Source organism: Vibrio hepatarius (genome assembly GCF_018860525.1).
Classification (GTDB): domain Bacteria; phylum Pseudomonadota; class Gammaproteobacteria; order Enterobacterales; family Vibrionaceae; genus Vibrio; species Vibrio hepatarius_B.
Map to the genome: position 1 here is coordinate 95,897 of NZ_JAHKPM010000044.1, position 26,129 is coordinate 122,025.

The following is a 26,129-nucleotide window of genomic DNA, read 5'->3' on the forward strand; positions in this document are numbered from 1 at the left end:
AGAATTTACGGCGCTTATTGTTTTTATTTTCAATAAAAGATGTTTTTTGATGGAAATCTGACTTGTACTTTGTGGTTGTGCTCTTTAGAATTTGGCCATCTTTGGGGAGTAGTTTACCAGCAGGATTTCTGCCTGGTTTGTTCGTCAACATAATTGGTGCAAAATCACCATGGCGTTCGAGGCTCATCGCTTGATGGGTTTAGCAAGACCTTAGATAAACAACGTGAACCGAGGTGGGGCGCGGGGTTTATCTTGGGTTAAAATTATAATCCCTGCCTCATTGAGCATGTCGTGAGCGTTTTAGCTATTTCAATTACTACCGTCGCCTTAGCCGAAATAGGCGATAAAACTCAGTTATTATCATTGTTACTTGCCAGCCGTTACCAAAAGCCTATCCCTATTATTATTGCTATTTCTTTAGCAACATTAGTCAACCACGCCCTTGCTGCCTGGTTAGGAGTGGTACTTGCCGATCATATTCCTCCTCAGATTTTAAAGTGGGTCTTGGTTATCAGTTTTCTTGCAATGGCATGCTGGGTTTTAGTTCCAGACAAGCTAGAAGGGGATAACACCATGGTAAATCGCGGCGCTTTTCTGACTAGTTTTATTGCATTCTTTATTGCTGAAATCGGCGATAAAACTCAAATAGCGACCTCTGTTCTTGGTGCCCAATATGCGCAAGCAATAGTTATTGTGGTCATCGGTACTACACTCGGTATGTTGCTGGCTAATATACCGGTTGTTTTTATTGGCCGCCTTTCTGCTGGAAGGCTACCACTCAATATTATTCGAAAAATTACTGCCATGATTTTTGTCGGCTTGGCTGTGGGCGGTGTGTTTTTTAGTGTGTAGCATACGTAAAGATAGGGTATCTGTTGGTTATTTATTGTAGGGGATGACCAACTACATATCAGTTTGATAGTTGTCGTGCTATGTTAGTTGTGTGAATGATGTTATTCGAAGTGTTGGAAAATTTTATCAATACTCGAAGACCTAAACGGGAGGGCAAAATTATGCTTACACGTTATATGGGAATGTCTCCAAGAAGTCAGAGTTATCTGTTTAGCTTAGGTTTGGTATTGTGCTTACTGGCTATGGCTCTGACAGATATGTGGCTACCAATAGTTGCAGGCTCCTTTGTTTTGACTGCTCTAACCGTAGAGGCTTGGATTAGGGTTGCGCACATAGTACCCCTGCACGAAGAGGTGCGCCTGATGAAAGAGCAATTGGATCAGTTGCAATCGAAGCTGTATGAGCAGGGAAGGGATGGTTAACTAACAGTCGAGTAGGGCTATTTGCTTTTTTTCATTCGATCCTTCTACCTAATACCTTTTCTGATTAAGTATTGATAGGGTAATTGTTCAGTTTGAGCATCGATTAATTGATGATCCATAAAGCGGCAAAAGCTTGGTATATCTCTGGTGGTGGAAGGGTCGTCAGCTGTAACGAGCAATATTTCACCGTCTTGCATGTTTCTAATCGTCTTCCTGACCATCATTACTGGCTCTGGACAGCGCATTCCCTCAGCCACCAGTATTTTATCAGCCTGCTCTGTATTGAATGTCATGGTCATATCTCATGTTGCCTTTTAAGGAGGTAGATGATACTGGCGAAGAAAAAATATTCAATAACCTCTTGGCAAACGAAGAGAATTGATTTAACTTGGTTAACAACCTGATAACATAAGTGCGGAGATTGCTCATGACTGGACTCGATCGTTTGACTCTATACTCCGTACTTTGCTTTATGTGTTTCTGCGCTCTTGTACTTAGCCCTTCACATGAAGGCTCCTTAATGCCTATAGCGGGCATGGTAGCGACTGTAATGGGTATTTGGGTTGAGACGCGTGGTTGGTCAGAATCTTCAGAAGAACATTAAAACCCAAGTATTGGCTAAAAGCACCAGTTACATTCCGACACTATCCCCAGTTTTTCTTGGGCTTCCCCGCTGAAAGGCGGGATTTTTTTATCTAAATATTGGCTAATTTAGAATTCATAACATACAAGTCTATCGTTTCATTTTTGGTAGACTTTGATTGTGCTGGTTAAGTATTTAACATAGATTAAGTTATCTAAGTAGAGTCAGCCAAATCTAAACTGACTCTTGGTTTTATTTACACTATAGCTTAATGACAACTCGGCCAGTGACCTGCCCGTTGGTGATGTCTTGTGCGTATTTTAGTACCTCATCCAAAGTTATCTCGGTACACGCTTGGTCGAAGTAGCTTTGAGGTAATAATGCCACTAATTTATTCCAAGCTTCTATGCGTTTTTCCTTTGGGCACATAACCGAATCTACGCCCTGAAGGCGTACATTACGTAGAATAAATGGCATAACAGAAGTGGGTAAATCAACCCCACCTGCGAGGCCACATATTGCAACCGCACCATTATAATCCATCTGCGATAAGACTTTTGCTAAAACTGTGCTGCCAACAGTGTCTATGGCACCCGCCCATAGCTGTTTTTCTAGTGGGCGTGCTGGTTGCTCAAATTCAGTGCGGTCGATGATGCGCTTAGCACCGAGTTTTGCGAGTAGAGGACCGTTTTGTTCAATTCTGCCTGTGACAGCAGCAACTTGATAGCCAAGTTGAGCCAATAAAGTTATGGCTACCGATCCTACTCCTCCGCTTGCTCCAGTGATGAGAATTTCTCCTGACTCAGGCTCAATGCCAGCATCGATTAAAGCCTGAACACACAGCATGGCGGTTAAGCCAGCGGTGCCAATTACCATTGCTTGCTTGTGATTTAGTCCACTGGGTAAAGGGACTAGCCAATCTGCTTTTAGACGAGCGCGCTGTGCCATACCACCCCAGTGATTCTCGCCCACCCCCCAACCTGTCAATATTACATTATCTCCTACTTGGTAGCGTTCATCATCTGAGTGAGCGACGGTGCCAGTGAGATCAATACCCGGAACCATAGGGAAGTTGCGGATGATTTTACCCTTACCAGTAATCGCTAAGCCATCTTTGTAGTTGAGAGAGGAATAGTCGACATTGATCAACACATTTCCTTCAGGTAATTGGCTGTCATCCGTTTGCTCAATACAAGCGAGAGTTTGGTTTTGTTCTTGTCTTAAAATCAGTGCATTAAACATAAATGGTCTCCACAACTAGGAAAGAGGTTATACCGGATTGTGAGTTTAGATCTAAATCGAGTATGACTGAAATGAAACTTTAGTATTCTGAGCGTGTTCTTGAGGTAGGTTAAGGTGTGATGCTTTTGGGAGAGTATTTGTTAACATATAGAGTATTTTGAATTCATTACCATAAAAAGGTGTTATTAGTTATGTGGTGGTCAAAGCAAGTTTAGAGCTGAATACCTTCAGCCCTAAGCTTATCTTTTATGCTGAAAGAAAAAACTTATAGGATGGATTATCGGTCTCATCTTTACACTGATAACCAAGTTCTCTCAAGTGAGCGGAAAAGCGTGATAGATCTGACTCATCAAGTTCAAAACCACACAGTACTCGGCCATAGTCAGCACCATGGTTACGATAATTAAATAAGCTGATGTTCCAGTGAGTGCCAAGGGTGCTAAGGAACTTAACAAGTGCACCTGGGTATTCAGGAAACTCGAAGCTGTACAGCCGTTCTTTAATTTGCCTTGATGGTTTGCCTCCAATCATATATCGAATGTGCAACTTAGCCATTTCATCATCTGATAGATCAACAACAGGGTAACCCCCTTCTCGTAAATCATGAATGATATGTACCAGTTCTTCTTGACCGCCTTGTAGGCGTATACCAACGAATATATTGGCAAGTGCGTCGTCGTTATAGCGGTAGTTAAACTCAGTCACTGCCCGTCCACCGATAAGATTGCAAAACTCAAAGAAGGCACCCTGGCGCTCTGGGATGGTTACTGCCAATAAACCTTCGCGCTTTTCGCCTAGTTCGCAACGCTCTGAAACATAACGCAGACCATGGAAGTTAGTGTTCGCTCCAGACAACACAGTGCCAAGGTTGTTACCTTTCAATTGGTTTTGCTCGGCATATTTTTTTAGGCCTGCAAGTGCGAGTGCGCCGGAAGGTTCAGCTATGGCGCGAGTATCTTCGAATATGTCTTTGACGGCAGCACAAATCTCATCACTCGAAACACTAATGTGTCCATCGAGATATTGTTGGCAGAGCCTGAACGTCTCGTCACCGATGCGTTTTACAGCTACTCCATCGGCGAACATACTGACTTGATCTAGTACGACAGGTTTTCCTGCATCTAAAGCAGCTTTAAGACATGCAGAATCTTCAGGTTCTACTGCAATGACTTTGATTTCTGGCATTAGTTGTTTTACCAACACTGCCACCCCCGCCGCTAAACCTCCGCCACCGACAGGAACAAAGATATGATCCAAGTGACCATTTTGCTGGAGCATCTCCATACCAATCGTTCCCTGACCTGCTATCACCAAAGGGTGATCGAAAGGAGGAACGAAGGTATAACCATTCTGCTGGGATAAACGCTCTGCTTCAGTTTTTGCCTCATCGAAGTTGTTACCGTGCAGTAGCACATGGCCACCGAAGCTACCTACCGCATCAACTTTGATATCTGGTGTTGTTTTTGGCATCACAATGGTGGTTTTTATACCGAGCTTGGTCCCTGATAAAGCCAATCCCTGAGCGTGATTTCCCGCAGAGGCTGCGATCACACCAGCCGCTTTTTGTTCTTCAGATAAACTGGCAACCATATTATAGGCACCACGTAATTTAAAAGAGTGTACTGGTTGGCGGTCTTCACGCTTAATTTGCACATTATTGCCAATGCGCTCACTCAAACGTGGCATCACTTGCAATGGTGTAAGGGTGACAACTTCATACACTGGTGCTCTTAAAATCTGGCGCAGGTAATCTGCGCCAGTCTGGTGGTTTTTCCCTGAAAATACACAAGCAGTCATAAGCTAGTCCTCTAGCTTAGACTTGTCTCGTACTGCACCTTTGTCAGCACTAGTCGCCATGCTTGCGTATGCTTTGAGGGCAAACGAAACTTCGCGTTGGCGATCAACTGGTTTCCAGCCCAGATCGTCTTGTTTAGCGCGGCGATCAATAAGCTCTTGATCTGACACTTGCAAAGAGATTGAGCGGTTTGGAATGTCAATCGCAATGATGTCTCCTTGCTTGACTAGACCAATTGCACCACCATTGGCTGCTTCTGGTGAGGCATGGCCAATAGACAGTCCCGATGTGCCCCCAGAGAATCGGCCATCTGTAAGTAGAGCACACTCTTTGCCTAAGCCCATCGATTTAAGGTAGGTGGTTGGATACAGCATTTCTTGCATCCCTGGGCCGCCTTTGGGGCCTTCATAACGAATTATGACAACGTTGCCAGCTTTGACTTTTCCGCCTAGTATACCTTCCACGGCATCTTCTTGGCTCTCAAACACAATCGCTGGACCAGTGAATTTGAGATTGCTTTCATCGACGCCAGCTGTCTTAACTATACAGCCATCTAGAGCAATATTACCCGATAGAACCGCAAGCCCACCCTCTTGGCTAAAGGCGTTGTCTTTTGTTCTAATGCAACCAGCAACTCTGTCATCATCGAGGCGATCCCAGCGACAATCCTGAGAGAAAGCTTTGGTGGTACGAATACCCGCAGGACCTGCTCGAAAAAACTTCAGAACGTCAGCGTCCTCAGTTTGTATTATGTCATATCTGGCCAGTTGTTCTTTCATTGAAAGGCCAAGCACAGTGCGAGTGTCATTATGCAAGAGGCCTGCTCGATCTAGTTCACCGAGAATGGCCATCACCCCCCCAGCACGGTGGACATCCTCCATGTGATATTTAGGAGTAGATGGCGCGACTTTACATAAATGTGGAACTTGTCGAGACAGGCGATCAATATCATCCATATCGAAGTCGATTTCGCCTTCCTGCGCAGCGGCAACTAAATGAAGTATGGTGTTGGTTGAGCCCCCCATAGCAATATCTAACGCCATGGCATTTTCAAACGCATCAAAGTTGGCAATGTTGCGCGGTAGTGCTGACTCATCGTCTTGCTCGTAGTAGCGACGCGTAAGCTCAACGATACGTTTACCTGCATTAATAAATAAAGCTTCACGATCAGCGTGAGTGGCGAGCATGGAGCCGTTACCAGGTTGCGACAAACCAAGCGCTTCAGTTAGACAGTTCATTGAGTTGGCGGTGAACATACCAGAGCATGAACCACATGTTGGACAGGCTGAGCGTTCTACCTGTTCACTTTGCTCATCAGAGACTTTAGGATCGGCACCTTGAATCATGGCGTCGACTAAATCGAGTTTGATCAGTTGATCTGAAAGCTTGGTTTTACCTGCTTCCATTGGGCCACCTGAAACAAAGATCACAGGAATGTTGAGGCGCATTGACGCCATCAACATTCCTGGAGTAATTTTGTCACAGTTTGATATACACACCATGGCATCTGCGCAATGAGCATTAACCATATATTCGACTGAATCGGCAATCAGTTCACGTGATGGCAGTGAGTACAACATGCCACCATGACCCATGGCAATACCATCATCTACAGCAATAGTATTGAACTCTTTGGCGATACCACCAGCTTTCTCTATTTCACCAGCGACCAGTTGGCCCATGTCTTTAAGGTGTACGTGGCCTGGTACAAACTGGGTGAAAGAGTTCACTACTGCGATAATTGGTTTACCAAAGTCTTCATCTTTTACGCCAGTTGCACGCCATAGAGCACGAGCGCCTGCCATGTTGCGACCGTGAGTGGTGGTTGCTGATCTATATTTAGGCATTCTACTACTTCCTTAATTTGCCGTGTCTTATGGGTGGACGTAATCTAACCAGTCCCACTTATCTTCTGTGGTGCCATTGAAAAGTCCAAAGTAAGCTTCTTGGAGCTCTTTTGTGATTGGGCCGCGCTTACCGCTGCCGATTTCCATTTTATCGATAGTCGCAACAGGAACGACCTCTGCTGCGGTACCCGTCATAAATACTTCGTCTGCGAGATAAAGTGCTTCGCGAGCAATGTTAGTTTCTTGCACTTGGTAGCCTCTATCGCGAGCGAGTGTCATGATTGAATCACGAGTGATGCCCGGTAGGATAGCACTGGTTGCTGGAGGGGTGGTGATAACACCATTCTTGACGACGAAAATGTTCTCGCCAGCTCCTTCCGATAAATAGCCATCGACGCTCAGAGCAATTCCTTCATCATAGCCGTTACGACGAGCTTCACCACCCACGAGCAAAGAAGATAGGTAATTACCACCCGCCTTTGCTGCGGTAGGAATGGTATTAGGTGCAGCTCGGTTCCAACTCGATATCATGGCATCAACGCCTTTTTCTAACGCTTCTTCACCTAAGTAAGAGCCCCAAGGGAAAGCTGCAATGATTAAGTCCATTGCAGTACCTTGAGGTGGGCAAACACCAAGACCTACGTTGCCAACAAAACCTAACGGGCGAATATAAGCACTATCAAGTTTGTTTTCACGCAGTGTTTCACGGGTTGCTTCCATGATTTCATCTACGCTATATGGAATGGGGAAGCGGTAAATTTTGGCAGAATCTTTAAGCCTTTTTGCATGTTCGCGGTGGCGGAAGATTATTGGTCCTTTGGGAGTGTTGTAACAACGTACGCCTTCAAATACTGAAGTGCCGTAGTGCATTGCATGAGTCAAGACGTGAACATTCGCCTCTCCCCAAGGAACTAATTCACCGTTAAACCAGATGTAATCCGCTGTTTTTGTAGCCATTCTTGCCTTCCTTTATGCGCAAACTTTTTGCTGAAGATTGTTGTTTGGTAGTTGATTACTCGCAATTTGAGTCACCTCAACAGTACGCACATCCCAGAGTTTTTCAATTTGATTAGTCAGGAAAGAGATTGGCCTATCGCTATCAACTATGATTTCAACACTGGCAATCTTACTTTCGTGATTCTGTGTCCCTGCAACTTGCCTTACTATGAAGCCACGGTGACGAACAACTCTTAGGACGCGTTCAAGTAAAACGGGTTTATCGTCTGCTTTTATGTCGATTAGGTATCTTTCCATTTTACGTGTTCTCCAGCATATCATTATTTGAAGCACCTGGTGGTACTAGTGGCCATACGTTTTCCTCTTCGTCGATCATGACATGAAGTAAGTATGACGTCTCACTTGCCAGCATTTCTCTAATTGCAGGCCCAACTTCTGATTTGGTTGAAATCGTTTTTCCAGGAATATCAAACGCTTTTGCTAAAGTGATGAAATCTGGGTTGTCATCCAAAATGGTTTCACTGTGGCGCCCATCAAAAAACAGTGATTGCCACTGACGAACCATGCCAAGGCGTTGATTATTTAATAGAACAATTTTTACTGGTATTTGACGACGCTTAAGAGTTCCCAGTTCTTGAATATTCATCATGAAAGAGCCATCACCTGTAATAAGGATAGACTGGTCATCAGGCCGAGCGACAGCGGCTCCCATTGCAGCAGGCAGACCAAAACCCATGGTGCCTAAGCCAGCAGAAGTGATAAAATTTTGTGGTTGACGAGGTTGGATATGTTGCGCCGCCCACATTTGGTGTTGACCAACATCTGTAGATACTATTGAGCTATCTGGCATCATGTCTGATAACTGTTTAAGTAAGCTAGGAGCGAATATGAGTTCACCTGGATGATCATATCGCCACTTGAAACCGCTGCGTAGACTTTCACTGTGCTTGACCCATGGAGTGATATTTTGTGTTAGTTCAAGTTGTGGAAGTGTTTCTCTTATTTCACCACGCAGAGGCGCATTAGCATGACGCAGTTTATTGATCTCTGCGGCATCTATATCTACGTGTACTACACGAGCATGAGGGGCAAAGGTTTCAAGCTTACCTGTGACTCGATCATCGAATCTAGCACCGACAGCAATCAATAAGTCGCATTCCTGAACCACTAAATTAGCTGCTTTTGTACCGTGCATTCCTAGCATGCCTAGATAATGAGGGTCATGACGCTCGATGGTCCCCAAGCCTTTTAATGTACTGACTGAGGGCATCGGATTTAAGCGCAAAAACTCACGAACTACGCTGGTTGCTTTACCAAGCTGGACACCCCCACCGACGTAGAGAACTGGTCGTGTGCTTTGTGATAATAATTCTTGGGCTGCAATGATTGCGTCTTCTTTTGGTTCAGGGGAACGCGGTGGAGCAAGGGAAGGCAATACACTAACCGGTGCTTGAGCAAGTTGTACATCTTTTGCTATGTCGACAATCACAGGTCCAGGTCTGCCAGCTTTTGCTACTTCAAAGGCTTCTGCGAGTGTTGGGGCGAGATCCTCTATATCTGTGACAAGATAGCTGTGTTTAGTGCAAGAGAGTGACATGCCGATGACATCCATCTCTTGAAAAGCATCTGTACCTATATGAGAACTTGCTACTTGGCCTGTAATTGCCACCATAGGGATGGAATCCATTAAAGCATCGGCTAGTCCAGTAACTAAATTGGTCGCCCCTGGTCCCGAGGTAGCCATGCAAACGGCCACATCTTGGGTTGCACGGGCCATACCAATAGCAGCCATTGCAGCGCCTTGTTCATGGCGACAAAGTATATGTTCAACACCGCCATCATAGAGCGCATCATAAATTGGCATAATGGCACCACCTGGGTAGCCAAATACCGTTTTTATACCTTGTTGTTTTAGAGCCGATACAACTAATTCAGCACCTGTCATTGAGCGCCCCCATCTTGCTTCGTGTTTTTTGTTGTGTTGCACCTCATGTGCGTTCCCCATTCTTCCTGCTCGTTATTGGTCGAGCTAATGTTTCCGACTTATTTAAAATTGTGATTATTCTCTTGCTGATAGCAGCATTTAAGTTGAAAAAAAACCCCGGACTTTTCAGTGCGGGGTTTTTTTAAAACTTGGTGTTTATTTTTTGCCCACCAGCCCCCGCGCGGAATCAATAATGACCACGATAATCAGGTTAATTAGTACGTTAATGTGAGCGTTAATATTCATCTGTTTTTATGATGCTTTATATGTGTAATTTGATACTAAATGTTTACACCCTTAGTGTTAACACAGATTTCTGTTATATGACAAGAAAAATATCATTCTTTTTTCACATTATTTCATTATCTCAGTGCGCTATATAACAAGCTTAATAAAAAATAAATTAACTATCAGATAGATAATTTAATGATGTGGGAGTGAGATAAAGTATGGGACTTGCGATTATTTATAGCCGAGCATCGGTCGGTGTAGAAGCCCCGTTAGTTACAGTGGAAGTACATATTAGCAATGGTATGCCTGGTTTTACCTTAGTGGGTTTGCCTGAAACTACGGTAAAGGAATCAAGGGATCGAGTAAGAAGTGCGATAATTAACTCGCGATTTGAATTTCCAGCGAAGCGAATTACGGTCAATTTAGCTCCCGCAGATTTACCTAAAGAAGGAGGACGCTTTGATTTGCCAATCGCTCTTGGCATTTTGGTAGCTTCAGATCAAATCCCTGCAGCTGATTTACCTAACAGAGAGTTTATAGGTGAATTGGCACTATCGGGGAAACTTCGTAAAGTGAAGGGGGTTTTACCTGCAGCGTTAGCAGCCAATAGGGAGCAAAGAAGCTTAGTTGTACCTCATTTTAATGGTGATCAAGCAGCTTTAGTGGGGCGAGATGTACATCGGTCCGCTGATAGCTTACTTGAAGTTTGTTCTGATATATGTGGTCAGAAAAAACTGACGTTATATCAGACAAGTAAATGCATTCAATTAATTGAACAAGACCGTGACCTACAAGATATAATCGGTCAACAGCAAGGAAAGCGAGCACTTGAGATCGCCGCTGCGGGTAATCATAACTTACTCTTCTTAGGTCCTCCAGGTACCGGAAAAACTATGCTGGCTTCGCGTCTATGTGACTTGTTGCCAGAGATGACCGAAGAGGAAGCGATGGAAACCGCATCTGTTGCCTCCCTGACCCAGCAAGACATTCATGCGCTTAATTGGAAGAAGCGTCCGTTTCGCGCACCTCATCATTCAAGCTCTATGGCTGCTTTAGTTGGTGGAGGAACGATCCCTAGGCCGGGTGAAATCTCTTTGGCGCACAATGGTTTGCTTTTCTTAGATGAAATACCAGAATTTGAAAGAAAAGTATTGGACTCGCTACGGGAGCCTTTGGAGTCGGGAGAAATAATTATCTCAAGAGCTCAAGGTAAAACTCGTTTTCCAGCAAGGTTTCAGCTGGTTGGAGCCTTAAATCCCAGTCCAACAGGATATTATGAAGGTAATCATTCTAGAGCTAATCCACAAATTATTCTGCGCTATCTCAGCCGACTTTCTGGCCCATTATTAGATCGCTTTGACATGTCGATAGAAATCCCTGGGTTACCGAAAGGAACATTGTCAGAAGGGGGAGAGCGTGGAGAGCCTACACAAGCCGTTAAAATAAGAGTCGCAAGTGCGAGGAGCTATATGCTTGAGAGGTCTGGAAAGGTTAATGCCTTATTGGGAAGCCGAGAAATGGAGCAGTATTGTCCACTTGAAAAACAAGATGCGCAATTCCTAGAGAGTGCATTGCATCAACTTGGGCTATCGATACGGGCCTATCATCGCATTATAAAAGTAGCGCGAACCATAGCCGATCTTGATGGAAAAGAGTGTATTACTCGGCATCACCTTGCTGAAGCGCTTGGTTATAGAGCAATGGATCGCTTGCTGAAACAATTGAATTCTCAGGCAGTATAATGGCCCACAATATATGGGCCAGCTCTTTTAGAACTTGTAGTTCATACCTACAGTCAACAAGTACTGCTTTGTATCGTAGAAATCAATGTTTGAATCCGACTCTGTATAGCCTGAAAGAGAAATGAAAGACCAGTTTTTCCAACCCATAAAGTTTTTATATTCGTATGCGGCGAATAAGCTCAATTCATCTTCGTCACGAACTTTACCGTAGATGGGGTTGGTGCCATCGAAAGAACGATTGGTATAACCGGCTGTTAGTGCTAGCTGGTGTCTATCGAATATTCTTAGATAGGTTAGTTCACCGCCGACGGAAGTTAAAGAGTTAGCGTCGCCATCTGCATCAGTTTTGATATAAGTGAGAGAAGGTTTTATGAAAGAGGTCTTACTTATCGGTTGGCGAAAATCGCCTTTAACATAGATGGATGTAGAGTCTCGCTGCAAGGTATTGATGTCTTCAGATGTTAGGCCTGAGTATGAAGTTCCAGACTGTTCATTTTCTACATCTCTACTGGCATACGCCGTATCTAAGCTAAATCTAGAACCCATTATATTATTGAACTTAAGACGAAATGCATTGCCTTTTTCATCTGTAGTTTGGCGCTCTTGGTTGGTTAAGAAAGGGTCTGCCCATGTATCAGTGGGCATGATCGTTGGTAGAAATGAGGCGTCAATAATGGTTCCCGAATCTAATTCTTGTTTATACCCAACTTCAAGAATTAGAGTACCTACAGCGATATCTTCTCGAGATGTACCAACATAGAACTGTTTGTCTGAGCTTGCACCAAAGGTATAGGCCAATGAACCAAGCGGTAGTGCTAGTCCACCACTATCTTCATTAGCATTTTGGTTGACATCAGTAATGACTTTATCACCATTAGTATTAAGATTAGAAGTTGTTGAAGCAAAGCCTGCACTGAGTGCTAACTCCCCACCAAGTCCAGAGTGCTCTGCAAGCTGTGCCTGAACAGAAGATGTTATCATCGCAAGAGCTAACAGCGAGAGTTTGGTTTTCATCGGGTGATTTCCTTGTCATTTAATTATCGGTCGTTGGTTAGTATTTGGAGGTATTCTCGCAGAACTTGTCTGACCTGAGTCAGAGAGAGTACAAAACTCTGTCATATCGATTTCAATATGACCTCGACATTGTATAATTACACGCTGTTTTCTTCTTAAATAGATGAATTCTTATAAATTCTACTCGAGATCTCATAATTACTTAACGCTATGTTTGTATATCTACTTCTTGTATTGAATATCACCTTAGTCATTTTGAATTCTGCATTTTGTTCTATCGCAATATGTATGATTGCATTGGCTAAATTAACCTTACCAACCAGTAGTTTGAAAGCAAAGTCAACCACAATGGCTAATCGAGTGATGTGGTTATGGGCAACAATGAACTCTGGCATTTTAACCGTATCCAATGATATCGAATGGGATGTGGAGGTGGAGGACGGTTTGCGCAAAGATGGTTGGTATTTGTTAATTAGCAATCATTTAAGTTGGACCGATATTGTGGTTCTCTGTTGTGTGTTTAAAGACCGCATTCCTATGCCAAAATTCTTTCTTAAGCAACAGTTATTATATGTGCCATTTATCGGTATGGCTTGTTGGGCTTTGGATATGCCTTTTATGCGCCGTTATTCTAGAGAATACTTGATTCGTCACCCAGGAAAGCGCGGTCAAGATTTAGATACAACACGACGCTCTTGCACAAAATTTAAGCACACACCAACCACTGTAGTGAATTATGTTGAGGGAACACGTTTTACCGTTCAGAAGCAAAAAATAGGTCAAGCAGGATACCAATACTTGCTGCAACCAAAAAGTGGAGGTATTGCTTATACCTTAGCTGCAATGGGGGAACAATTTGATAATATTATTGATGTTACTCTGGCTTATCCGCGCAATAGTAAGAGTCCATTTCGGGACTTATTATCAGGGCGCATGACAAAAGTGGTTGTGCGCAGCCAAATATTACCAGTTGATGGTGCTATGCGTGGTGACTATTTTAACGACAAGCCATATAAGCGTCAGTTTCAGCGCTGGCTTGGTGGTGTATGGCAAGAGAAAGATGAGCGGCTTAAGAAAATCCATCAAAGTAAGTAGCTGGTATGGGAGCAGCAAAGGGAGAGTTGCCTTCCTTTGCTGCTTTAATTATGATGATTACTTCTTAGATAGTAGGAAGTTAACCAATTCGATATACTCATCTATCGTTTTAAGTCCCTGGGCCTCAACAAGATATTTGTTGTTAACTATCACGGCAGGTACCCCTGATAGACCACTTTGTGTGAATTGCTTATTAAAACGGCGCACCATGGAATCAACTGCAAAACCCTTGAATGCTGCATCGAACTTTTTGGCATCAATGCCTTCATCTAGAAAAATTTGGCGCAGTTCTTGTTCGTTTTGTGGTGGCTTATGCATATTATGAATTCGATTGAACATGACCGGGATCATCTTACTTTCAGCTTTCAGCGCGACCATTGTGGCGTAGGCCTTACTCATGGGCCCACCCATACTGCCCCCCATAAAAGACACATGGACTTTTTGAAATTTTGCATCTTCGGGGAGTTGAGCTTTTAGCTGCTGAATGATGGGCTCAAAGGTGTTGCAATGTGGACAAAAGAAGGAAAAGAATTCCGTGACAGTAGGCTTTTTTGAAGCCTCAAGTTCAAGGGTTTTGTAGTGATCTCCTTCTTTGAATTGGGCAGCATTTACTGACATGCTCAGCATAACGGTTGCGACAAGTGCAAACAGCTTTTTCATTGTTGACTCCATGTTGGTTATTTTAGCTTCTTACCACTGTGGCAGAAGTGACAGTGGTGGCTCACTTAGTGCCGATATTTGTTCTTTGAAAGCAAGTACTTGGCTTTCCCAGTATTTTGCATCATTGAACCAAGGGAAGGCGATAGGAAAGGCAGGGTCTTGCCACCTTTTGGTCAGCCACGCCATATAATGCACCATGCGTAGACCGCGTAAAGGTTCAATTAGTTTCAATTCGTTAGCATCAAAGTCGTTAAATTCTTGGTATGCTTCCAAGATAATGTCCAGTTGCATTAGTTTTTCAGAGCGCTCACCACTTAGCATCATCCATAAATCTTGAATGGCAGGGCCGTTACGAGAATCATCGAGATCAACAAACATAGGTCCCTCAAGCCACAAAATATTGCCAGGATGGCAGTCACCATGAAGGCGAATGACTGGGTAAGACTCTTGCCAGTGTTGCTTAATCGATTCAATTAACAAATCTAAATCATTGAAAAAAGCAGCTTCCAAGTGAGAGGGAATAAATTGCGCTTGTTCAAGCAATTTTCGTGGTTGGTATAAGTATTCATCTAGACTAATGGTGGGCCTGTGCTGAAATGGCGCTTTAGAGCCGACTTGATGGATTCGACCAAGAAATCGTCCTACTCCTTCGAGTTGTTTTAGGTTGTCGACTTCAAATTGCCTCCCTCCGACGCTTGTAAAAAGAGCAAAGAGATAACCTTGATATTTATGCAGAGTTTGTCCTTGGATTTTTATTGGTGGAGCTACGGGGATATCAGCTTCGACTAACTCTATTGTGAAATCATGCTCTTCTTGGATTTGCAATAAACCCCATCGTTCTGGTCGATAAAACTTAACGACATATCGGTGGTGTTGTTCATCGGTAAACTGATATACACGGTTTTCATAACTATTGAGCGGTAAGAAACCTGACTCTGCACGAATTCCAATGCTTTCTATGGCGTACCACATAAAGTCTGGAGTTAAAGCGTTAAAGTTAAAAGCTTGTTGTGGCATAGATTAAAGGATCCGTTGCTAATAGGTTACGGCAAGTACAATGGCTTGTGATAAAAGCTATATGACATCATTGGGGATAATATACATCACGGTGTAAATTTCAGATACATACTTTGAAGGATAAAGATAGCAATCGTTCTAATACATTGATGTGATTAGGAGAATATCAGCGCTTGCTTGTAGCTAGCGCTGTTTTATAAAAAAGGCTCCTGCGGAGCCCTTTAAAATTAATCTCAGATACGTATTACAATTTTTTAATGAATCGACTTTCTACCGATATAGTAAAGTCATGGCTGTCTGCGAGGGTAAATTCTATGGTTGCGATAGCAGAATCAAGATTGTCTGGCTGCACCCCCAAACTCATTGGCAGGCTTAAGACCTCCCCGGGTAATACATTAATGGTTTGTTTGCCATACCAAGAGGGATTCGGCAAGCCGACTACGCCGAGTTTATATTCTTGTTCTTGCTGCGTTTTGTTTATGATTTTCAGAGTGTACGTATTTTCGATTTCACCCAGTCCATTTACTCTAAATAATTGGTTGCGATCTCGAAGTACGCTAAGACCAGCTGGATCTACAGCAGCAATTTGCGCAAAAAATAAGCCCATCATTACTAAAAGAATAGCACCGTATCCGAGCAGTTTTGGTCTCATTACTTTGGTATGCTTTCCTGACAGTCTATGTTCTGTGGTGTAACTAATTAAGCCTTTCTTGTAGCCCATACGATCCATAGTGTGATCACAAGCATCAATACAAGCGCCACAATTTATACACTCGTACTGTAAGCCATCGCGGATATCGATCCCAGTAGGACACACCTGAACACATAAATTACAGTCAACACAATCACCCAACCCAAGTGCTTTGGGGTCGGCTTTACGTGAGCGTGCACCGCGTGATTCACCGCGTTCAACATCGTACCCTACTATAAATGTATCTTTATCAAACATTGCTGATTGGAAGCGAGCATATGGGCATATATGAATGCACATGATGGAGCGCATCCAGCCTGCATTGCCATAAGTACAGCCAGCAAAGAATAACACCCAAAATACGGGCCAGAAACTCGCCCCCCAAGTAAAGAAATTCACAACTAAATCATGTATGGGCACAAAATAACCAACAAAAGTAAACCCAGTAGCTAATGCGATTACTAGCCAGGCTAAGTGTTTCGTGGCTTTACGGAATATGAGATTACCTGTTAGCTTCACAGAGTCTTGTTTTCGACGTTTATTTGCACTACCTTCAAGCTTCTCTTCGAACCATATGTACATAAAAGTCCATACAGTTTGAGGGCAAAGGTAGCCGCACCATACTCGCCCCAAAAATGTAGTGATAAAAAACAGTCCAAAGGCTGAAATAACGAATAAAAGTGCCAGTAAGGTTAAGTCTTGTGGGTAGAGTGTGGTGCCAAAGAAGTTAAACTGTTGGTTACTAATATCCAGCAATATGGCTTGTCGGTCTCCATAGGGAATCCACGGTACCATGGTGAAGAGAATTAGCAAAAACCAGCCTCCATAGCGACGTAATTTCTGGAATTGTCCCTTACTCTCGCGCACGTAAATACGATTGCTTGGGTTAAACCTATCCCCTTTGGTTTTATGAGTTTTAGGGTTAAAGGTTTTGGGAGTCACGTCTTTTACTTTAATTTTGTCCTGACTCATAAAGCTTCCTTCTGGGCTAAAGGCGAGACTTTTTCGGTTCTCGCTCTATCGACAATCCTTTTTAAGTATTGTCTTATTTGGCGATGATTATATACGCGGCAATACTTTTATTTCTTTAGCGCTATCAACCTTTAACAACAAAGAGCAGTACAGTTTTATAAAAAAAAAGCCTAACAGTTTCCTCATCTTCATGATTTAGATATAAAAATATTTTTAGATAAGGTTGGTGGGAAGGCATTAATCTATAACGCCGCGAGCCTTTAATAATGCTGATTTAAAATCTAATTCTTGGTCTTTTCTTAAGCCTGGAATCATCTCATCTGTAGGACTGTTACGCATTTTTAGGTGATAGATAAGCACATCGTCAGTCAGTTCTTGTATTGGCCCTTGGTATCCTGCTTCCTTTGCGAGTTGAATAATAAAAGGGATCAAATTCAATTGCTGATCTTTGTTCCACTCTGATTCTAATAATTCGAGTAACTCTCTAATGCGATGGCATGTCATGGTCTCATTACCACACTTTTATTATTGATATGTTATTGAATGTATCAAATGAGGCTCTAAAGAGCCAAGAATTAAATCGATTGGAAGTGAAACGTACAATAAAGAAAAGCGCAGTATAGACTGCGCTTTTTTCTATGCCGCCTTGGTAACTTTGGCTCGAGTTGACGCCATTAATGCCGTCTTCTCTACTAAAGTCATTCCAGACGCGAGATTGTGTGTCGCTGGTGTCTTAACAAAGCCACTACGGCGACGCATCGCACGGTTGGTGTGCGAACACCTGACTACTGTCGGTCGCATTGATTAACCTAACTGCCAGACATATCCATTGCCAAACTTATGGCCTAATTAGTTATGAGTAACACTAACTTTCTCGAGGTACTCTTCTGGCTTGCGCCATTCCAAGTAACTAATCAGGGAGTATGATATAAATTACTTATATCAATGATTAGACTAGCACTATCTTTAAAATTGGTCGATATGTGATCGATGATGTTTGTCGGGTTTTACGGCAATTATGTGAGAGGAGATGGTAGTAGTTAAGTGCGAGTAAAGCTTACTATGGTTTCATAAGTTGATATGTAATTATATTGCAATCAGGAGTTGTGAATGTCTTTGTTTAAGAAAACCCTGGCAAGCTTTGGTATAGGATCTGCGAAAGTGGATTCTATACTTCAACAAGAGGTGTTATACCCAGGACAAGCGGTGAATGTCACTGTGCATGTTTATGGTGGGTCAACAGTACAAGAAATTGATAATATAGAAATGAAGCTCTATTGTCGTTACATCAAAGAAATACCCGCCAATCAAGGCCGAGATGATCGCAATAGCAATCATATGCGTCGTATTCCGACGAGCTATACGCTAGCGCACTGGAGTTTACCATATAGTTTCACTATTGGGCCCGGAGAGACGCGTGATTTTGAAGTTGAGCTCAACGTGCCTTGGAATACCCCTGTGACAATTGGAGATTCCAAAGTGTGGTTGGATACGGGGTTGAATATCGCTTTATCGAAAGACCCAAGTGATACCGATATCCTTACTGTACGCCCAGAGCCGTTATTGGATGGAATTTTTGCTGCACTGGAAGAGTGTGGTTTACGTATTCGTCAGGTTGAGTGCGAAGCGGTGGATGGTTTTGATTTACCTTTTGTCCAGGAGTTTGAATTTGTGCCGACGACAGGCCCTTTTCATGGTCGTTGGCGAGAGCTAGAAATGGTGAGCTACAGGGGTGATGAGCAGCTTCAAATGTGGTTTGAGGTTGATCGACATCGTAAAGGAGCAAGAGGCATGATGGCCAGTTTACTAGGCCGTGGCAAGCTCAAACGTCATTTAACCATCCCGGTTGATACACCAGCAAAGCAAGCTGGTAAGCTGGTGGTGGAATATTTAGATAACAGTTCTTAACTTAAAATTAACAACTTTAGCTTACACTTGTAAGCTCAGTGTGTCATAATTTGAGTAATTATTCCAAAGTGTGATTGATTATGACAACCCAACCCAGTTCCTTATATAGCGTTAAAGAAGAGTTGGCAAATACACTGACCCATGGTTTTGGAATGCTATTAGGGGTTGTTGGCCTGATTCTATTGTTGATAAAGGCTATCGATAATAATGCTGATATTCTCACGATTACTAGCATGAGTATTTATGGTACTAGTATAATAGTGCTATTTCTCGCTTCAACGCTATATCATGCGATTTCCTCTCAGAAAGCCAAAAAGGCACTGAAAACATTTGACCACTGTGCAATTTACCTTTTGATTGCTGGCAGTTATACGCCTTTTCTTTTGGTGAGCTTGAGGACCCCTCTTGCGATTGGATTAATGATTGTCATATGGGTATTAGCCTTGATGGGGGTTATTATGAAATTGGCATTTGTTTACCGTTTTGAAAAGTTATCACTAGTAACCTATTTAATGATGGGCTGGCTTTCGTTGGTGGTAATTTATCAGTTAGCGCTAAACCTAGAGATTGGCGGTTTGGCCCTTTTGGCGGTCGGTGGAATCATTTACTCACTTGGAGTGATTTTTTATGTTGCGAAGCGCATTCCATTTAACCATGCGATTTGGCATGGTTTTGTTTTGGTCGGCTGCGCTTGTCATTTCTTTGCGATTTACTTGTACGTAGATCCTGTTTAGCGAGTGATAAGACTGGTAATTCTGGCGGTAACAAAATACTGATCCTGTTTAATAACGTCTAATTCTATATTTTTACCTTGTTCCACTTGCTGAGGGCGAAGGTAAGTATCAGGCATGCGTTTTATCGATTGCCATATTTTTATATGTTTCTTAGACAAGACTTTTTTGCTTGCTGTTGATACTTCAATTTCAGCTTCCACAAGTATGACTGAGTTTAGGCTTTGATTGGTTATCGACGTCGGAATTATTAGCGTTTGATTATCGTAACTTGGCACTCCAAGTAGAACATCAATACCAGAATCTGATAGCTGCATAGTTGGACGCATACTATCTAACCTCACCATGCTACCTACGGTTTTGCCGATAAGTGGGATAGAGGCCAGCTGAGTCTTTTCTGTGGCCTTGATTTCTGTTTGTGCAGAGGTTGTGTTAGCCATATATTGCCAAGTAAAGTCATCATTCAATATGACCTGGCGACCATCATCTAAAGTGACCGTTTGATCTGCTATAGCAGTCGATGCTGCGAGTAAGGCAAATAACCCTAAAAACCTATACATTCTGTATCCTTAGCGCTTCCAAAATGCTGGAAAAAATAGTACCAACAAAGTGAGTATTTCAAGTCGTCCCATCAGCATGCCAAAACTTAGCAGCCATTTTGCCATATCTGGAAGAGGGGAAAAGTTACCCGTTGGACCGATAATATCCCCCATCCCTGGGCCGACATTAGCCACAGCGGTAATTGAACCAGAAATGCTAGTGATAGGATCTAAGCCCAAGGCACTTAGGCAGCCAGCAATGAAAATTATGGTGACGAAAAACATCAGTACAAATGCGACGACTGAGCGAACAATGTCATCATTAACTGGTCTTTGATTATAACGTTGTACAAATACACCAGAAGGGTGAATGAGCTTCATCATTTGTTTATTGAGCAGAGTGATCGCTATTTGAAAGCGAAAAATCTTGATTCCTCCAGAGGTGGAACCGGAACAAGCGCCTGCCATCATCAAAAACGCAAATAAAGTGGTTGGTAACGCTCCCCAGGCGGTAAAGTCTTCCAAGCCAAACCCTGTGGTCGTTAATACGGAAACAATATTAAACATAGAGACACGTAAGGCGTCCATAATGTTGTAGCCATCACGAAAGATTAGCCAGCCTGAAATGATGAAACTAGCACTGAGAAAGAGATATGTGAAGCCTTTGACTTGAGCATCATTGAAGAGTTGATCGATTCTTCGTTTACGCAGCGCTGCAATAAACAGTAGGAAAGGTAAGCCGCCGAGAAACATAAATAAGGTGGCTATCCAGTGTGAGCCCTTTGAGAAGTGATTCATTGAACCATCAGAGGTTGAATAACCACCAGTAGAAAGAGTGGTAAATGAGTGATTAATTGCTTCGAACAAGTTCATGCCGGTAAGAAGATAACCCACCATGCATAGACCAGTTAAGCTCAAATAAACCAACATGATATTTTTAGCAACGGTTTTTGCTCGAGGACTACTTTTATCTGACCAATCAGAAGATTCGGTATGGAATAGCTTCATCCCACCGACGTTAAGCATGGGGAGTACCGCTACTGCCATAACAATGAAACCAATACCTCCAAGCCACTGCAATATTGATCGCCAAAGCAAGATGCTTGGTGCCATGTCATCGAGACCACTGAGAACCGTTGAGCCAGTTGTCGTGATACCAGACATGGTCTCAAAGTAAGCATCTGTAAAGCTAATATGGTTTATAAAAACAAAAGGTAGGGCTGCAAAGGCGCTTGCCACAGTCCAAACTAGGCTGGTGATGAGAAACATATCTCTAGCACTGAGTTTGAAGCTTTTTGTTCTACCAATGGTCAAGCAGGCAAAGGCAGCAATGTGGGTGATGATGACTGCCTGGCCAAATTCGATAAACCCCGAGGTGCCTGTAAAGAATGATACCAATGTTGGGACATACATAAACAAAGCTAGCTTGGATAAAACCAAACCTATGACGAATAATATAGGGCGAAAGTTGACCATAATGTCAAACCTAAAGGAAAAAAGGACTCGGTTGGAATAGAGCCTCTACATCGGCAACATATTTCTTGTTAACCAAAAACATGACCACATGATCATCTTGTTCTATGATGGTGCGGTCATGCGCAATCAACACTTCATCACCTCGTACAATGGCTCCGATAGTTGTTGCCGGAGGAAGTTTTATGTCACCAATCGCTCGACCGACAACTTTAGAGGTTGTTTCATCTCCGTGAGCGATTGCTTCGATTGCTTCGGCAGCACCACGGCGCAGGGAAGAGACATTAACAATATCGGCTCGACGAACATGAGTAAGCAGGGCTGATATTGTGGCTTGTTGTGGTGATATTGCGACATCAATAACCCCACCTTGTACCAAGTCAACATATGCTCCGCGCTGAATAAGTACCATGACTTTTTTAGCACCCATTCTTTTTGCTAACATGGCAGACATAATGTTGGTTTCATCTTCGTTGGTGAGTGCAATGAACACATCAACTTGGTCGATGTTTTCTTCTAGTAGCAATTCCTGATCTGCCGCATCACCGCAAAAAACTATTGTATTTTCCAACTCTTCTGACAGTTTCTCCGCTCGTGGGTAACTGCGTTCGATAAGTTTGACGCTATAAGATTGCTCAAGACGTTTGGCGAGGCCTGCCCCTATGTTTCCACCCCCAACAATCATAATTCGTCGATATGGTTTTTCAAGACGTTGTAATTCACTCATTACGGAGCGAATGTGATTACTTGCGGCGACGAAAAAGACTTCGTCGTCGGCCTCAATAATGGTAGTGCCTTGCGGCCTAATAGGACGCCCTTGACGGAATATGGCCGCTACTCGAGTGTCAATATGAGGCATGTGTTCACGTAGAGCAGATAGTGCGTTACCTACGAGAGGGCCTCCATAATAAGCTTTAACTGCAACCAAGCTAACTTTTTGGTCGGCAAAACTGACGACTTGAAGAGCGCCAGGGTATTGAATCAGGCGTTCGATATAACTAGTCACCAATTCTTCCGGGGCGATTAAGTGGTCGACAGGAACAGCACCTGATTGAAATAGTGCTTCTTTTTCGAGTAAATATTGTGGGGAACGAATACGAGCAATACGGTTGGGAGTATTAAACAAAGAGAAGGCCACTTGGCAGGCTGCCATATTGGTTTCGTCCATATTAGTCACAGCGACTAACATGTCGGCATCTTGAGCGCCTGCTTCACGTAGTACGTCTGGGTGGCTGGCATAGCCGTTGACGACTCGCAAATCATACTTATCCTGAAGTTCACGTAATCGGTCACTGTTTCTGTCGACAATGGTGATATCATTATTTTCACCAACCAGATTTTCAGCCAGTGTACCGCCTACTTGACCTGCACCAAGAATGATGATTTTCATAGCGTTTCCTGTTTAATCAAAGTTGAAAAGACTGTCAGCCTCTAATTATTATGAGCTTTCTTTAAGACTGCATAATAAAAACCATCCATATCTTCCTCACCGGGAAGAACTTGACGTCCAGGTTTATCTGCTTGCGAGCCTTCCAATTGAGCCTCTTGAGTGCGAGATAGAAACGCCTTTATCTGTTCACCATTTTCTGATGGAGCAATCGAGCATGTTGCATAAACTAGCGTACCGCCTGGTTTCAATTGTTGCCACATAGCATCAAGAATTTCGCTTTGTAATTGGGTTAATGCAGCAATGTCTTCATTGCGACGTAGCCATTTAATATCCGGATGGCGACGAATAACACCAGTGGCGGAACAAGGAGCGTCCAGTAAGATACGGTCAAATTGTTCCCCTTGCCACCAATCTTGCGGTTGACGTGCATCCCCACAGATCACCTGGGCTTTTAATTGCAGACGATTTAGATTGTCATAGACACGCTTAAGACGGTTTTCATCACAGTCGATTGCGACCACCTTAGCATTTTGAGTCCGCTCAAGGATATGTGCGGTTTTTCCTCCCGGTGCTGCGCAGCAATCGAGAATAAGCTCACTATCTTTTGGGGTTAGATAATTGAGTGAGAGTTGTGCGGCGGCATCTTGTACCGATACCCAACCCTTGTCAAACCCTGGTAATAGAGATACATCACATGGGGTTGCTAGCCTAAGTGCATCATTAGCCTCACTATGAGGGTGACTCTCTATATCGCTGTCTTTGAGTATTTTCTGGTATTCATCACGGTTATGGTGCTGATTATTGACCCTTAGCCACATTGGAGCTTTGCTATTATTAGCTTCAACGATGCTTTGCCATTGCTGTGGATAGGCACTTTGAAGCAGCGAGAGTAGCCAGTTTGGATGAGCATACTTGCCAGCATTGTGACTTACGGCATAGGTATCTAGTTCTTCTTGCTTGCGCTGATAGTTACGTAACACGGCATTGATTAAACCACGAAGGCGAGGGCCTTTAAGTGTCTTGGTTCCTTCAACAGTTTCACCTACTGCAGCATGAGCAGGAATGCGCATAAAACTCAATTGATAAATACCGACTAAAATCAAGTGGTGAAAAACGCGTTGTTTTCCTTTGAGCGGTTTATCCATAAGCTTATTGGCTATCGATTCTAAGCGAGGAAGGTAACGCAATGTTCCATAACATATTTCTTGCAGCAGAGCCTGATCGCGAGGCTTAATTTGCTGTTGAGCTAAAGGGAGGGCATTGGAAAGAGACTGACCTTTGTCGACGACTTGGAAAAGGACATTAGCCGCGGCAGCGCGAACATTCATGTAAGTTACCTTAACAGTAAGGGAGGGTGTCTCCACCCTCAAAAAGTACGTATAAGTTAAGTCAGCTGAGTGCCGACTTCAAACCAATCTGCACGCGAATTCAGAATATCTTGAATTGACATGGCCTTTTTTCCAGGTATTTGGATCTGTTCCAGAACAAGGACATCTTTGCCAGTTGACACATAAATTCCAGTCTTGTCTGCTTGAAGTATAATTCCTGGCGCTTGATTTGTTTGTTGTTCAATAACCTGGCTTTGCCAAACTTTAATGCTTTTATCGCCTACTAAAAAGTGACTTATAGGCCAAGGATTGAACGCGCGTACGCATCGTTCAATATGTTCTGCACTATCGTTCCACTGAATGTGAGCTTCTTGTTTGCTTAGTTTTTCCGCATAGTTTGCTTTGCTGCTATTTTGTTTTTCGGGCGTCGCCGAACCATTTGCTATATCAGCAAGGCACTCAGTCAAAGCTTTTGGTCCCAGCTCTGCTAGCTTTTGGTACATTGAGGCGCTGGTGTCCTTTCGGTCGATAGGAAGCGTAGCAATCTTTAGCATATCTCCCGTATCCAAGCCTATGTCCATTTGCATAATGGTGACGCCCGTGTGGTCATCACCTGCCCAAATAGAGCGCTGGATAGGGGCTGCTCCTCGCCATTTAGGTAAGAGAGAGCCGTGCACATTCACACAGCCCAGCGTGGGAATGTCGAGTACTGCTTGAGGCAGTAGTAGCCCATAAGCTACAACCACCATAAGGTCAGCGTTTATATTGGCTAAATCTTGCTTGGCTTGCTCAGACTTGAAATTTTCTGGCTGATATACTGGGATATCATGTTCTAGCGCTAAAGTTTTGACTGGGCTCGCGGTAATTTTTTTGCCACGCCCCGCGGGGCGATCAGGCTGAGTGTATACAGCTACAACTTGATGCGGCGAAGACAACAACGCCGCCAAATGACGGGCGGCGAAGTCGGGAGTGCCTGCAAAAACTATCTTTAAAGGTTTGCTCAAAGTCGGTTCCTTTACTTGGTCATTGGGCTTTACTGGCGCTTTTTTCGTTAAAACGTTTGATTTTCGCTAGCTTGTCTTGGATACGTTTGCGCTTTAAAGGCGAGAGGTAATCGACAAACAGTTTGCCTTGTAAATGATCAAGTTCATGTTGAACACAGATTGCGAGTAGTTCATCTGCTTCAAATGTGTATTCTTTGCCATCTCGATCAAGGGCTTTGACAGTAACCTCAGCAGCTCGTGGTACGAGTGCTCTCGCGCCCGGGACCGATAAGCAGCCCTCTTCTATACCGTCTTCCCCTCGCTTTTCAAGAATTTCAGGGTTAATCAGGACCATGGGTTGGTCGCGAGTGTCTGAAATGTCAATCACGACTACGCGTTGGTGGACATCGACTTGGGTGGCGGCAAGGCCAATACCTTCTTCGTCGTACATGGTTTCAATCATGTCATCGACGAGCTTTTGAATTTCAGGTGTCACCTGCTCTACTGGCTTGGCTACAGTGCGCAGGCGATCATCTGGAAATGTTAATACTTGTAATACAGACATATACACTCGAAATATTGAACTGAGCTGAATCAGGATAAACTTTATTGGGCCAATTCTAGACATTTTACCACCTAAATGACAGCATCGTTATTGCTTTTTACTGTTTTT

At 43.4% G+C, this 26,129-nt stretch carries 26 protein-coding genes; 7 read left to right on the forward strand and 19 right to left on the reverse strand.

What is annotated here, in order from left to right; genetic code table 11:
- The first annotated feature begins 291 nt into the window (after positions 1-291).
- Together KO511_RS13010 and KO511_RS13015 are read left to right on the forward strand one after the other, a co-directional pair.
- Positions 292-852, forward strand: a complete 561-nt coding sequence (locus tag KO511_RS13010) for a TMEM165/GDT1 family protein (RefSeq protein ID WP_215987843.1) — start codon at positions 292-294, stop codon at positions 850-852.
- Positions 853-1,013: 161 nt separating this feature from the next.
- Positions 1,014-1,274, forward strand: a complete 261-nt coding sequence (locus tag KO511_RS13015; protein ID WP_215987844.1) for a hypothetical protein — start codon at positions 1,014-1,016, stop codon at positions 1,272-1,274.
- Positions 1,275-1,318: 44 nt separating this feature from the next.
- Here KO511_RS13015 and tusA read toward each other — a convergent pair whose 3' ends face one another.
- On the reverse strand, positions 1,319-1,567 hold the full coding sequence (gene tusA, locus KO511_RS13020; RefSeq protein WP_215987874.1) for a sulfurtransferase TusA: 249 nt from the start codon (positions 1,565-1,567) through the stop codon (positions 1,319-1,321).
- 134 nt (positions 1,568-1,701) lie between these two features.
- On the opposite strand from tusA, the gene KO511_RS13025 reads away from it, so the two are divergent.
- Complete coding sequence (locus KO511_RS13025) at positions 1,702-1,878, forward strand: hypothetical protein (RefSeq protein WP_215987845.1); 177 nt, start codon at positions 1,702-1,704, stop codon at positions 1,876-1,878.
- Positions 1,879-2,118: 240 nt separating this feature from the next.
- Here the strand turns inward: KO511_RS13025 and acuI are convergent, their stop codons facing one another.
- The 6 genes from acuI to ilvG all read right to left on the reverse strand — a co-directional run bounded on the left by acuI (position 2,119) and on the right by ilvG (position 9,643).
- Positions 2,119-3,099 (reverse strand): acrylyl-CoA reductase (NADPH), encoded by a 981-nt coding sequence (gene acuI, locus KO511_RS13030; protein WP_215987846.1) that lies wholly within the window; start codon positions 3,097-3,099, stop codon positions 2,119-2,121.
- 246 nt (positions 3,100-3,345) lie between these two features.
- Positions 3,346-4,896 carry a threonine ammonia-lyase, biosynthetic gene (gene ilvA, locus KO511_RS13035; RefSeq protein WP_215987847.1) on the reverse strand — a complete coding sequence of 517 codons (1,551 nt, stop codon included), beginning with the start codon at positions 4,894-4,896 and terminating at the stop codon, positions 3,346-3,348.
- Positions 4,897-4,899: 3 nt separating this feature from the next.
- Positions 4,900-6,741, reverse strand: a complete 1,842-nt coding sequence (ilvD, locus tag KO511_RS13040; protein WP_215987848.1) for a dihydroxy-acid dehydratase — start codon at positions 6,739-6,741, stop codon at positions 4,900-4,902.
- 27 nt (positions 6,742-6,768) lie between these two features.
- Complete coding sequence (locus tag KO511_RS13045) at positions 6,769-7,698, reverse strand: branched-chain amino acid transaminase (protein WP_215987849.1); 930 nt, start codon at positions 7,696-7,698, stop codon at positions 6,769-6,771.
- Between the two features lie 12 nt (positions 7,699-7,710).
- Entirely contained in the window at positions 7,711-7,995 is a 285-nt protein-coding gene (ilvM, locus tag KO511_RS13050; protein WP_215987850.1) for an acetolactate synthase 2 small subunit, read from the reverse strand.
- A gap of 1 nt (position 7,996) precedes the next feature.
- The gene (ilvG, locus tag KO511_RS13055) at positions 7,997-9,643 is read right to left on the reverse strand and encodes an acetolactate synthase 2 catalytic subunit (protein ID WP_215987875.1); all 1,647 of its coding nucleotides are present in this window, start codon (positions 9,641-9,643) and stop codon (positions 7,997-7,999) included.
- Between the two features lie 488 nt (positions 9,644-10,131).
- On the opposite strand from ilvG, the gene KO511_RS13060 reads away from it, so the two are divergent.
- Positions 10,132-11,655 (forward strand): YifB family Mg chelatase-like AAA ATPase, encoded by a 1,524-nt coding sequence (locus KO511_RS13060; RefSeq protein ID WP_215987851.1) that lies wholly within the window; start codon positions 10,132-10,134, stop codon positions 11,653-11,655.
- Positions 11,656-11,682: 27 nt separating this feature from the next.
- Here KO511_RS13060 and KO511_RS13065 read toward each other — a convergent pair whose 3' ends face one another.
- Positions 11,683-12,669, reverse strand: coding sequence for a DUF2860 domain-containing protein (locus KO511_RS13065; protein WP_215987852.1), 987 nt, complete (start codon positions 12,667-12,669; stop codon positions 11,683-11,685).
- Positions 12,670-12,879: 210 nt separating this feature from the next.
- Here KO511_RS13065 and KO511_RS13070 point away from each other — a divergent pair, with 210 nt between their 5' ends.
- Positions 12,880-13,764, forward strand: a complete 885-nt coding sequence (locus KO511_RS13070; RefSeq protein WP_215987853.1) for an acyltransferase — start codon at positions 12,880-12,882, stop codon at positions 13,762-13,764.
- A 57-nt stretch (positions 13,765-13,821) separates the two neighbouring features.
- On the opposite strand, the gene KO511_RS13075 is transcribed toward KO511_RS13070, so the two are convergent.
- The 5 genes from KO511_RS13075 to KO511_RS13095 form a co-directional block, all read right to left on the reverse strand.
- A complete protein-coding gene (locus tag KO511_RS13075; protein ID WP_215987854.1) occupies positions 13,822-14,424 on the reverse strand; it encodes a thiol:disulfide interchange protein DsbA/DsbL in 603 nt (200 codons plus the stop codon).
- Between the two features lie 30 nt (positions 14,425-14,454).
- Positions 14,455-15,441: a serine/threonine protein kinase gene (locus KO511_RS13080; RefSeq protein WP_215987855.1), complete on the reverse strand. Its 987-nt coding sequence runs from the start codon at positions 15,439-15,441 to the stop codon at positions 14,455-14,457.
- 244 nt (positions 15,442-15,685) lie between these two features.
- Complete coding sequence (gene ccoG / locus KO511_RS13085; protein ID WP_215987856.1) at positions 15,686-17,104, reverse strand: cytochrome c oxidase accessory protein CcoG; 1,419 nt, start codon at positions 17,102-17,104, stop codon at positions 15,686-15,688.
- A 237-nt stretch (positions 17,105-17,341) separates the two neighbouring features.
- The gene (locus tag KO511_RS13090) at positions 17,342-17,608 is read right to left on the reverse strand and encodes a YihD family protein (protein ID WP_215987857.1); all 267 of its coding nucleotides are present in this window, start codon (positions 17,606-17,608) and stop codon (positions 17,342-17,344) included.
- A gap of 132 nt (positions 17,609-17,740) precedes the next feature.
- The gene (locus tag KO511_RS13095) at positions 17,741-17,905 is read right to left on the reverse strand and encodes a hypothetical protein (RefSeq protein WP_215987858.1); all 165 of its coding nucleotides are present in this window, start codon (positions 17,903-17,905) and stop codon (positions 17,741-17,743) included.
- Positions 17,906-18,214: 309 nt separating this feature from the next.
- Between KO511_RS13095 and KO511_RS13100 the strand changes: the two genes are divergently transcribed.
- Positions 18,215-19,012 carry a sporulation protein gene (locus KO511_RS13100; RefSeq protein WP_215987859.1) on the forward strand — a complete coding sequence of 266 codons (798 nt, stop codon included), beginning with the start codon at positions 18,215-18,217 and terminating at the stop codon, positions 19,010-19,012.
- A gap of 80 nt (positions 19,013-19,092) precedes the next feature.
- A complete protein-coding gene (gene trhA, locus KO511_RS13105) occupies positions 19,093-19,746 on the forward strand; it encodes a PAQR family membrane homeostasis protein TrhA (protein ID WP_215987860.1) in 654 nt (217 codons plus the stop codon).
- Here trhA and KO511_RS13110 read toward each other — a convergent pair.
- From KO511_RS13110 to def, 6 genes are read right to left on the reverse strand one after another with little or no spacing between them, the layout of a single operon-like run.
- Positions 19,743-20,303: a DUF3157 family protein gene (locus tag KO511_RS13110; RefSeq protein WP_215987861.1), complete on the reverse strand. Its 561-nt coding sequence runs from the start codon at positions 20,301-20,303 to the stop codon at positions 19,743-19,745. The two genes, trhA and KO511_RS13110, sit on opposite strands and share 4 nt — an antisense overlap.
- Before the next feature lie 9 nt (positions 20,304-20,312).
- The gene (locus KO511_RS13115) at positions 20,313-21,758 is read right to left on the reverse strand and encodes a TrkH family potassium uptake protein (protein WP_215987862.1); all 1,446 of its coding nucleotides are present in this window, start codon (positions 21,756-21,758) and stop codon (positions 20,313-20,315) included.
- Between the two features lie 10 nt (positions 21,759-21,768).
- Positions 21,769-23,145, reverse strand: a complete 1,377-nt coding sequence (trkA, locus tag KO511_RS13120; protein ID WP_125319597.1) for a Trk system potassium transporter TrkA — start codon at positions 23,143-23,145, stop codon at positions 21,769-21,771.
- A gap of 41 nt (positions 23,146-23,186) precedes the next feature.
- Positions 23,187-24,473 carry a 16S rRNA (cytosine(967)-C(5))-methyltransferase RsmB gene (gene rsmB, locus KO511_RS13125; protein WP_215987863.1) on the reverse strand — a complete coding sequence of 429 codons (1,287 nt, stop codon included), beginning with the start codon at positions 24,471-24,473 and terminating at the stop codon, positions 23,187-23,189.
- Positions 24,474-24,529: 56 nt separating this feature from the next.
- Positions 24,530-25,477, reverse strand: coding sequence for a methionyl-tRNA formyltransferase (gene fmt / locus KO511_RS13130; protein ID WP_215987864.1), 948 nt, complete (start codon positions 25,475-25,477; stop codon positions 24,530-24,532).
- Between the two features lie 19 nt (positions 25,478-25,496).
- Entirely contained in the window at positions 25,497-26,021 is a 525-nt protein-coding gene (gene def, locus KO511_RS13135; RefSeq protein ID WP_215987876.1) for a peptide deformylase, read from the reverse strand.
- Positions 26,022-26,129 lie beyond the last annotated feature (108 nt).

Coding starts and splice junctions, on each gene's coding strand:
- ilvD (WP_215987848.1), bottom strand. CDS start 6,741: ATGCCTAAATATAGATCAGCAACCACCACTCACGGTCGCAACATGGCA.
- acuI (WP_215987846.1), bottom strand. CDS start 3,099: ATGTTTAATGCACTGATTTTAAGACAAGAACAAAACCAAACTCTCGCT.
- KO511_RS13075 (WP_215987854.1), bottom strand. CDS start 14,424: ATGAAAAAGCTGTTTGCACTTGTCGCAACCGTTATGCTGAGCATGTCA.
- KO511_RS13090 (WP_215987857.1), bottom strand. CDS start 17,608: ATGACATGCCATCGCATTAGAGAGTTACTCGAATTATTAGAATCAGAG.
- KO511_RS13025 (WP_215987845.1), top strand. CDS start 1,702: ATGACTGGACTCGATCGTTTGACTCTATACTCCGTACTTTGCTTTATG.
- rsmB (WP_215987863.1), bottom strand. CDS start 24,473: ATGAATGTTCGCGCTGCCGCGGCTAATGTCCTTTTCCAAGTCGTCGAC.
- KO511_RS13100 (WP_215987859.1), top strand. CDS start 18,215: ATGTCTTTGTTTAAGAAAACCCTGGCAAGCTTTGGTATAGGATCTGCG.
- KO511_RS13115 (WP_215987862.1), bottom strand. CDS start 21,758: ATGGTCAACTTTCGCCCTATATTATTCGTCATAGGTTTGGTTTTATCC.
- trhA (WP_215987860.1), top strand. CDS start 19,093: ATGACAACCCAACCCAGTTCCTTATATAGCGTTAAAGAAGAGTTGGCA.
- trkA (WP_125319597.1), bottom strand. CDS start 23,145: ATGAAAATCATCATTCTTGGTGCAGGTCAAGTAGGCGGTACACTGGCT.
- def (WP_215987876.1), bottom strand. CDS start 26,021: ATGTCTGTATTACAAGTATTAACATTTCCAGATGATCGCCTGCGCACT.
- ccoG (WP_215987856.1), bottom strand. CDS start 17,104: ATGAGTCAGGACAAAATTAAAGTAAAAGACGTGACTCCCAAAACCTTT.
- KO511_RS13110 (WP_215987861.1), bottom strand. CDS start 20,303: ATGTATAGGTTTTTAGGGTTATTTGCCTTACTCGCAGCATCGACTGCT.
- KO511_RS13080 (WP_215987855.1), bottom strand. CDS start 15,441: ATGCCACAACAAGCTTTTAACTTTAACGCTTTAACTCCAGACTTTATG.
- tusA (WP_215987874.1), bottom strand. CDS start 1,567: ATGACATTCAATACAGAGCAGGCTGATAAAATACTGGTGGCTGAGGGA.
- KO511_RS13060 (WP_215987851.1), top strand. CDS start 10,132: ATGGGACTTGCGATTATTTATAGCCGAGCATCGGTCGGTGTAGAAGCC.
- KO511_RS13095 (WP_215987858.1), bottom strand. CDS start 17,905: ATGCGACCGACAGTAGTCAGGTGTTCGCACACCAACCGTGCGATGCGT.
- KO511_RS13015 (WP_215987844.1), top strand. CDS start 1,014: ATGCTTACACGTTATATGGGAATGTCTCCAAGAAGTCAGAGTTATCTG.
- ilvM (WP_215987850.1), bottom strand. CDS start 7,995: ATGGAAAGATACCTAATCGACATAAAAGCAGACGATAAACCCGTTTTA.
- KO511_RS13070 (WP_215987853.1), top strand. CDS start 12,880: ATGTTTGTATATCTACTTCTTGTATTGAATATCACCTTAGTCATTTTG.
- ilvG (WP_215987875.1), bottom strand. CDS start 9,643: ATGACAGGTGCTGAATTAGTTGTATCGGCTCTAAAACAACAAGGTATA.
- ilvA (WP_215987847.1), bottom strand. CDS start 4,896: ATGACTGCTTGTGTATTTTCAGGGAAAAACCACCAGACTGGCGCAGAT.
- KO511_RS13065 (WP_215987852.1), bottom strand. CDS start 12,669: ATGAAAACCAAACTCTCGCTGTTAGCTCTTGCGATGATAACATCTTCT.
- KO511_RS13045 (WP_215987849.1), bottom strand. CDS start 7,698: ATGGCTACAAAAACAGCGGATTACATCTGGTTTAACGGTGAATTAGTT.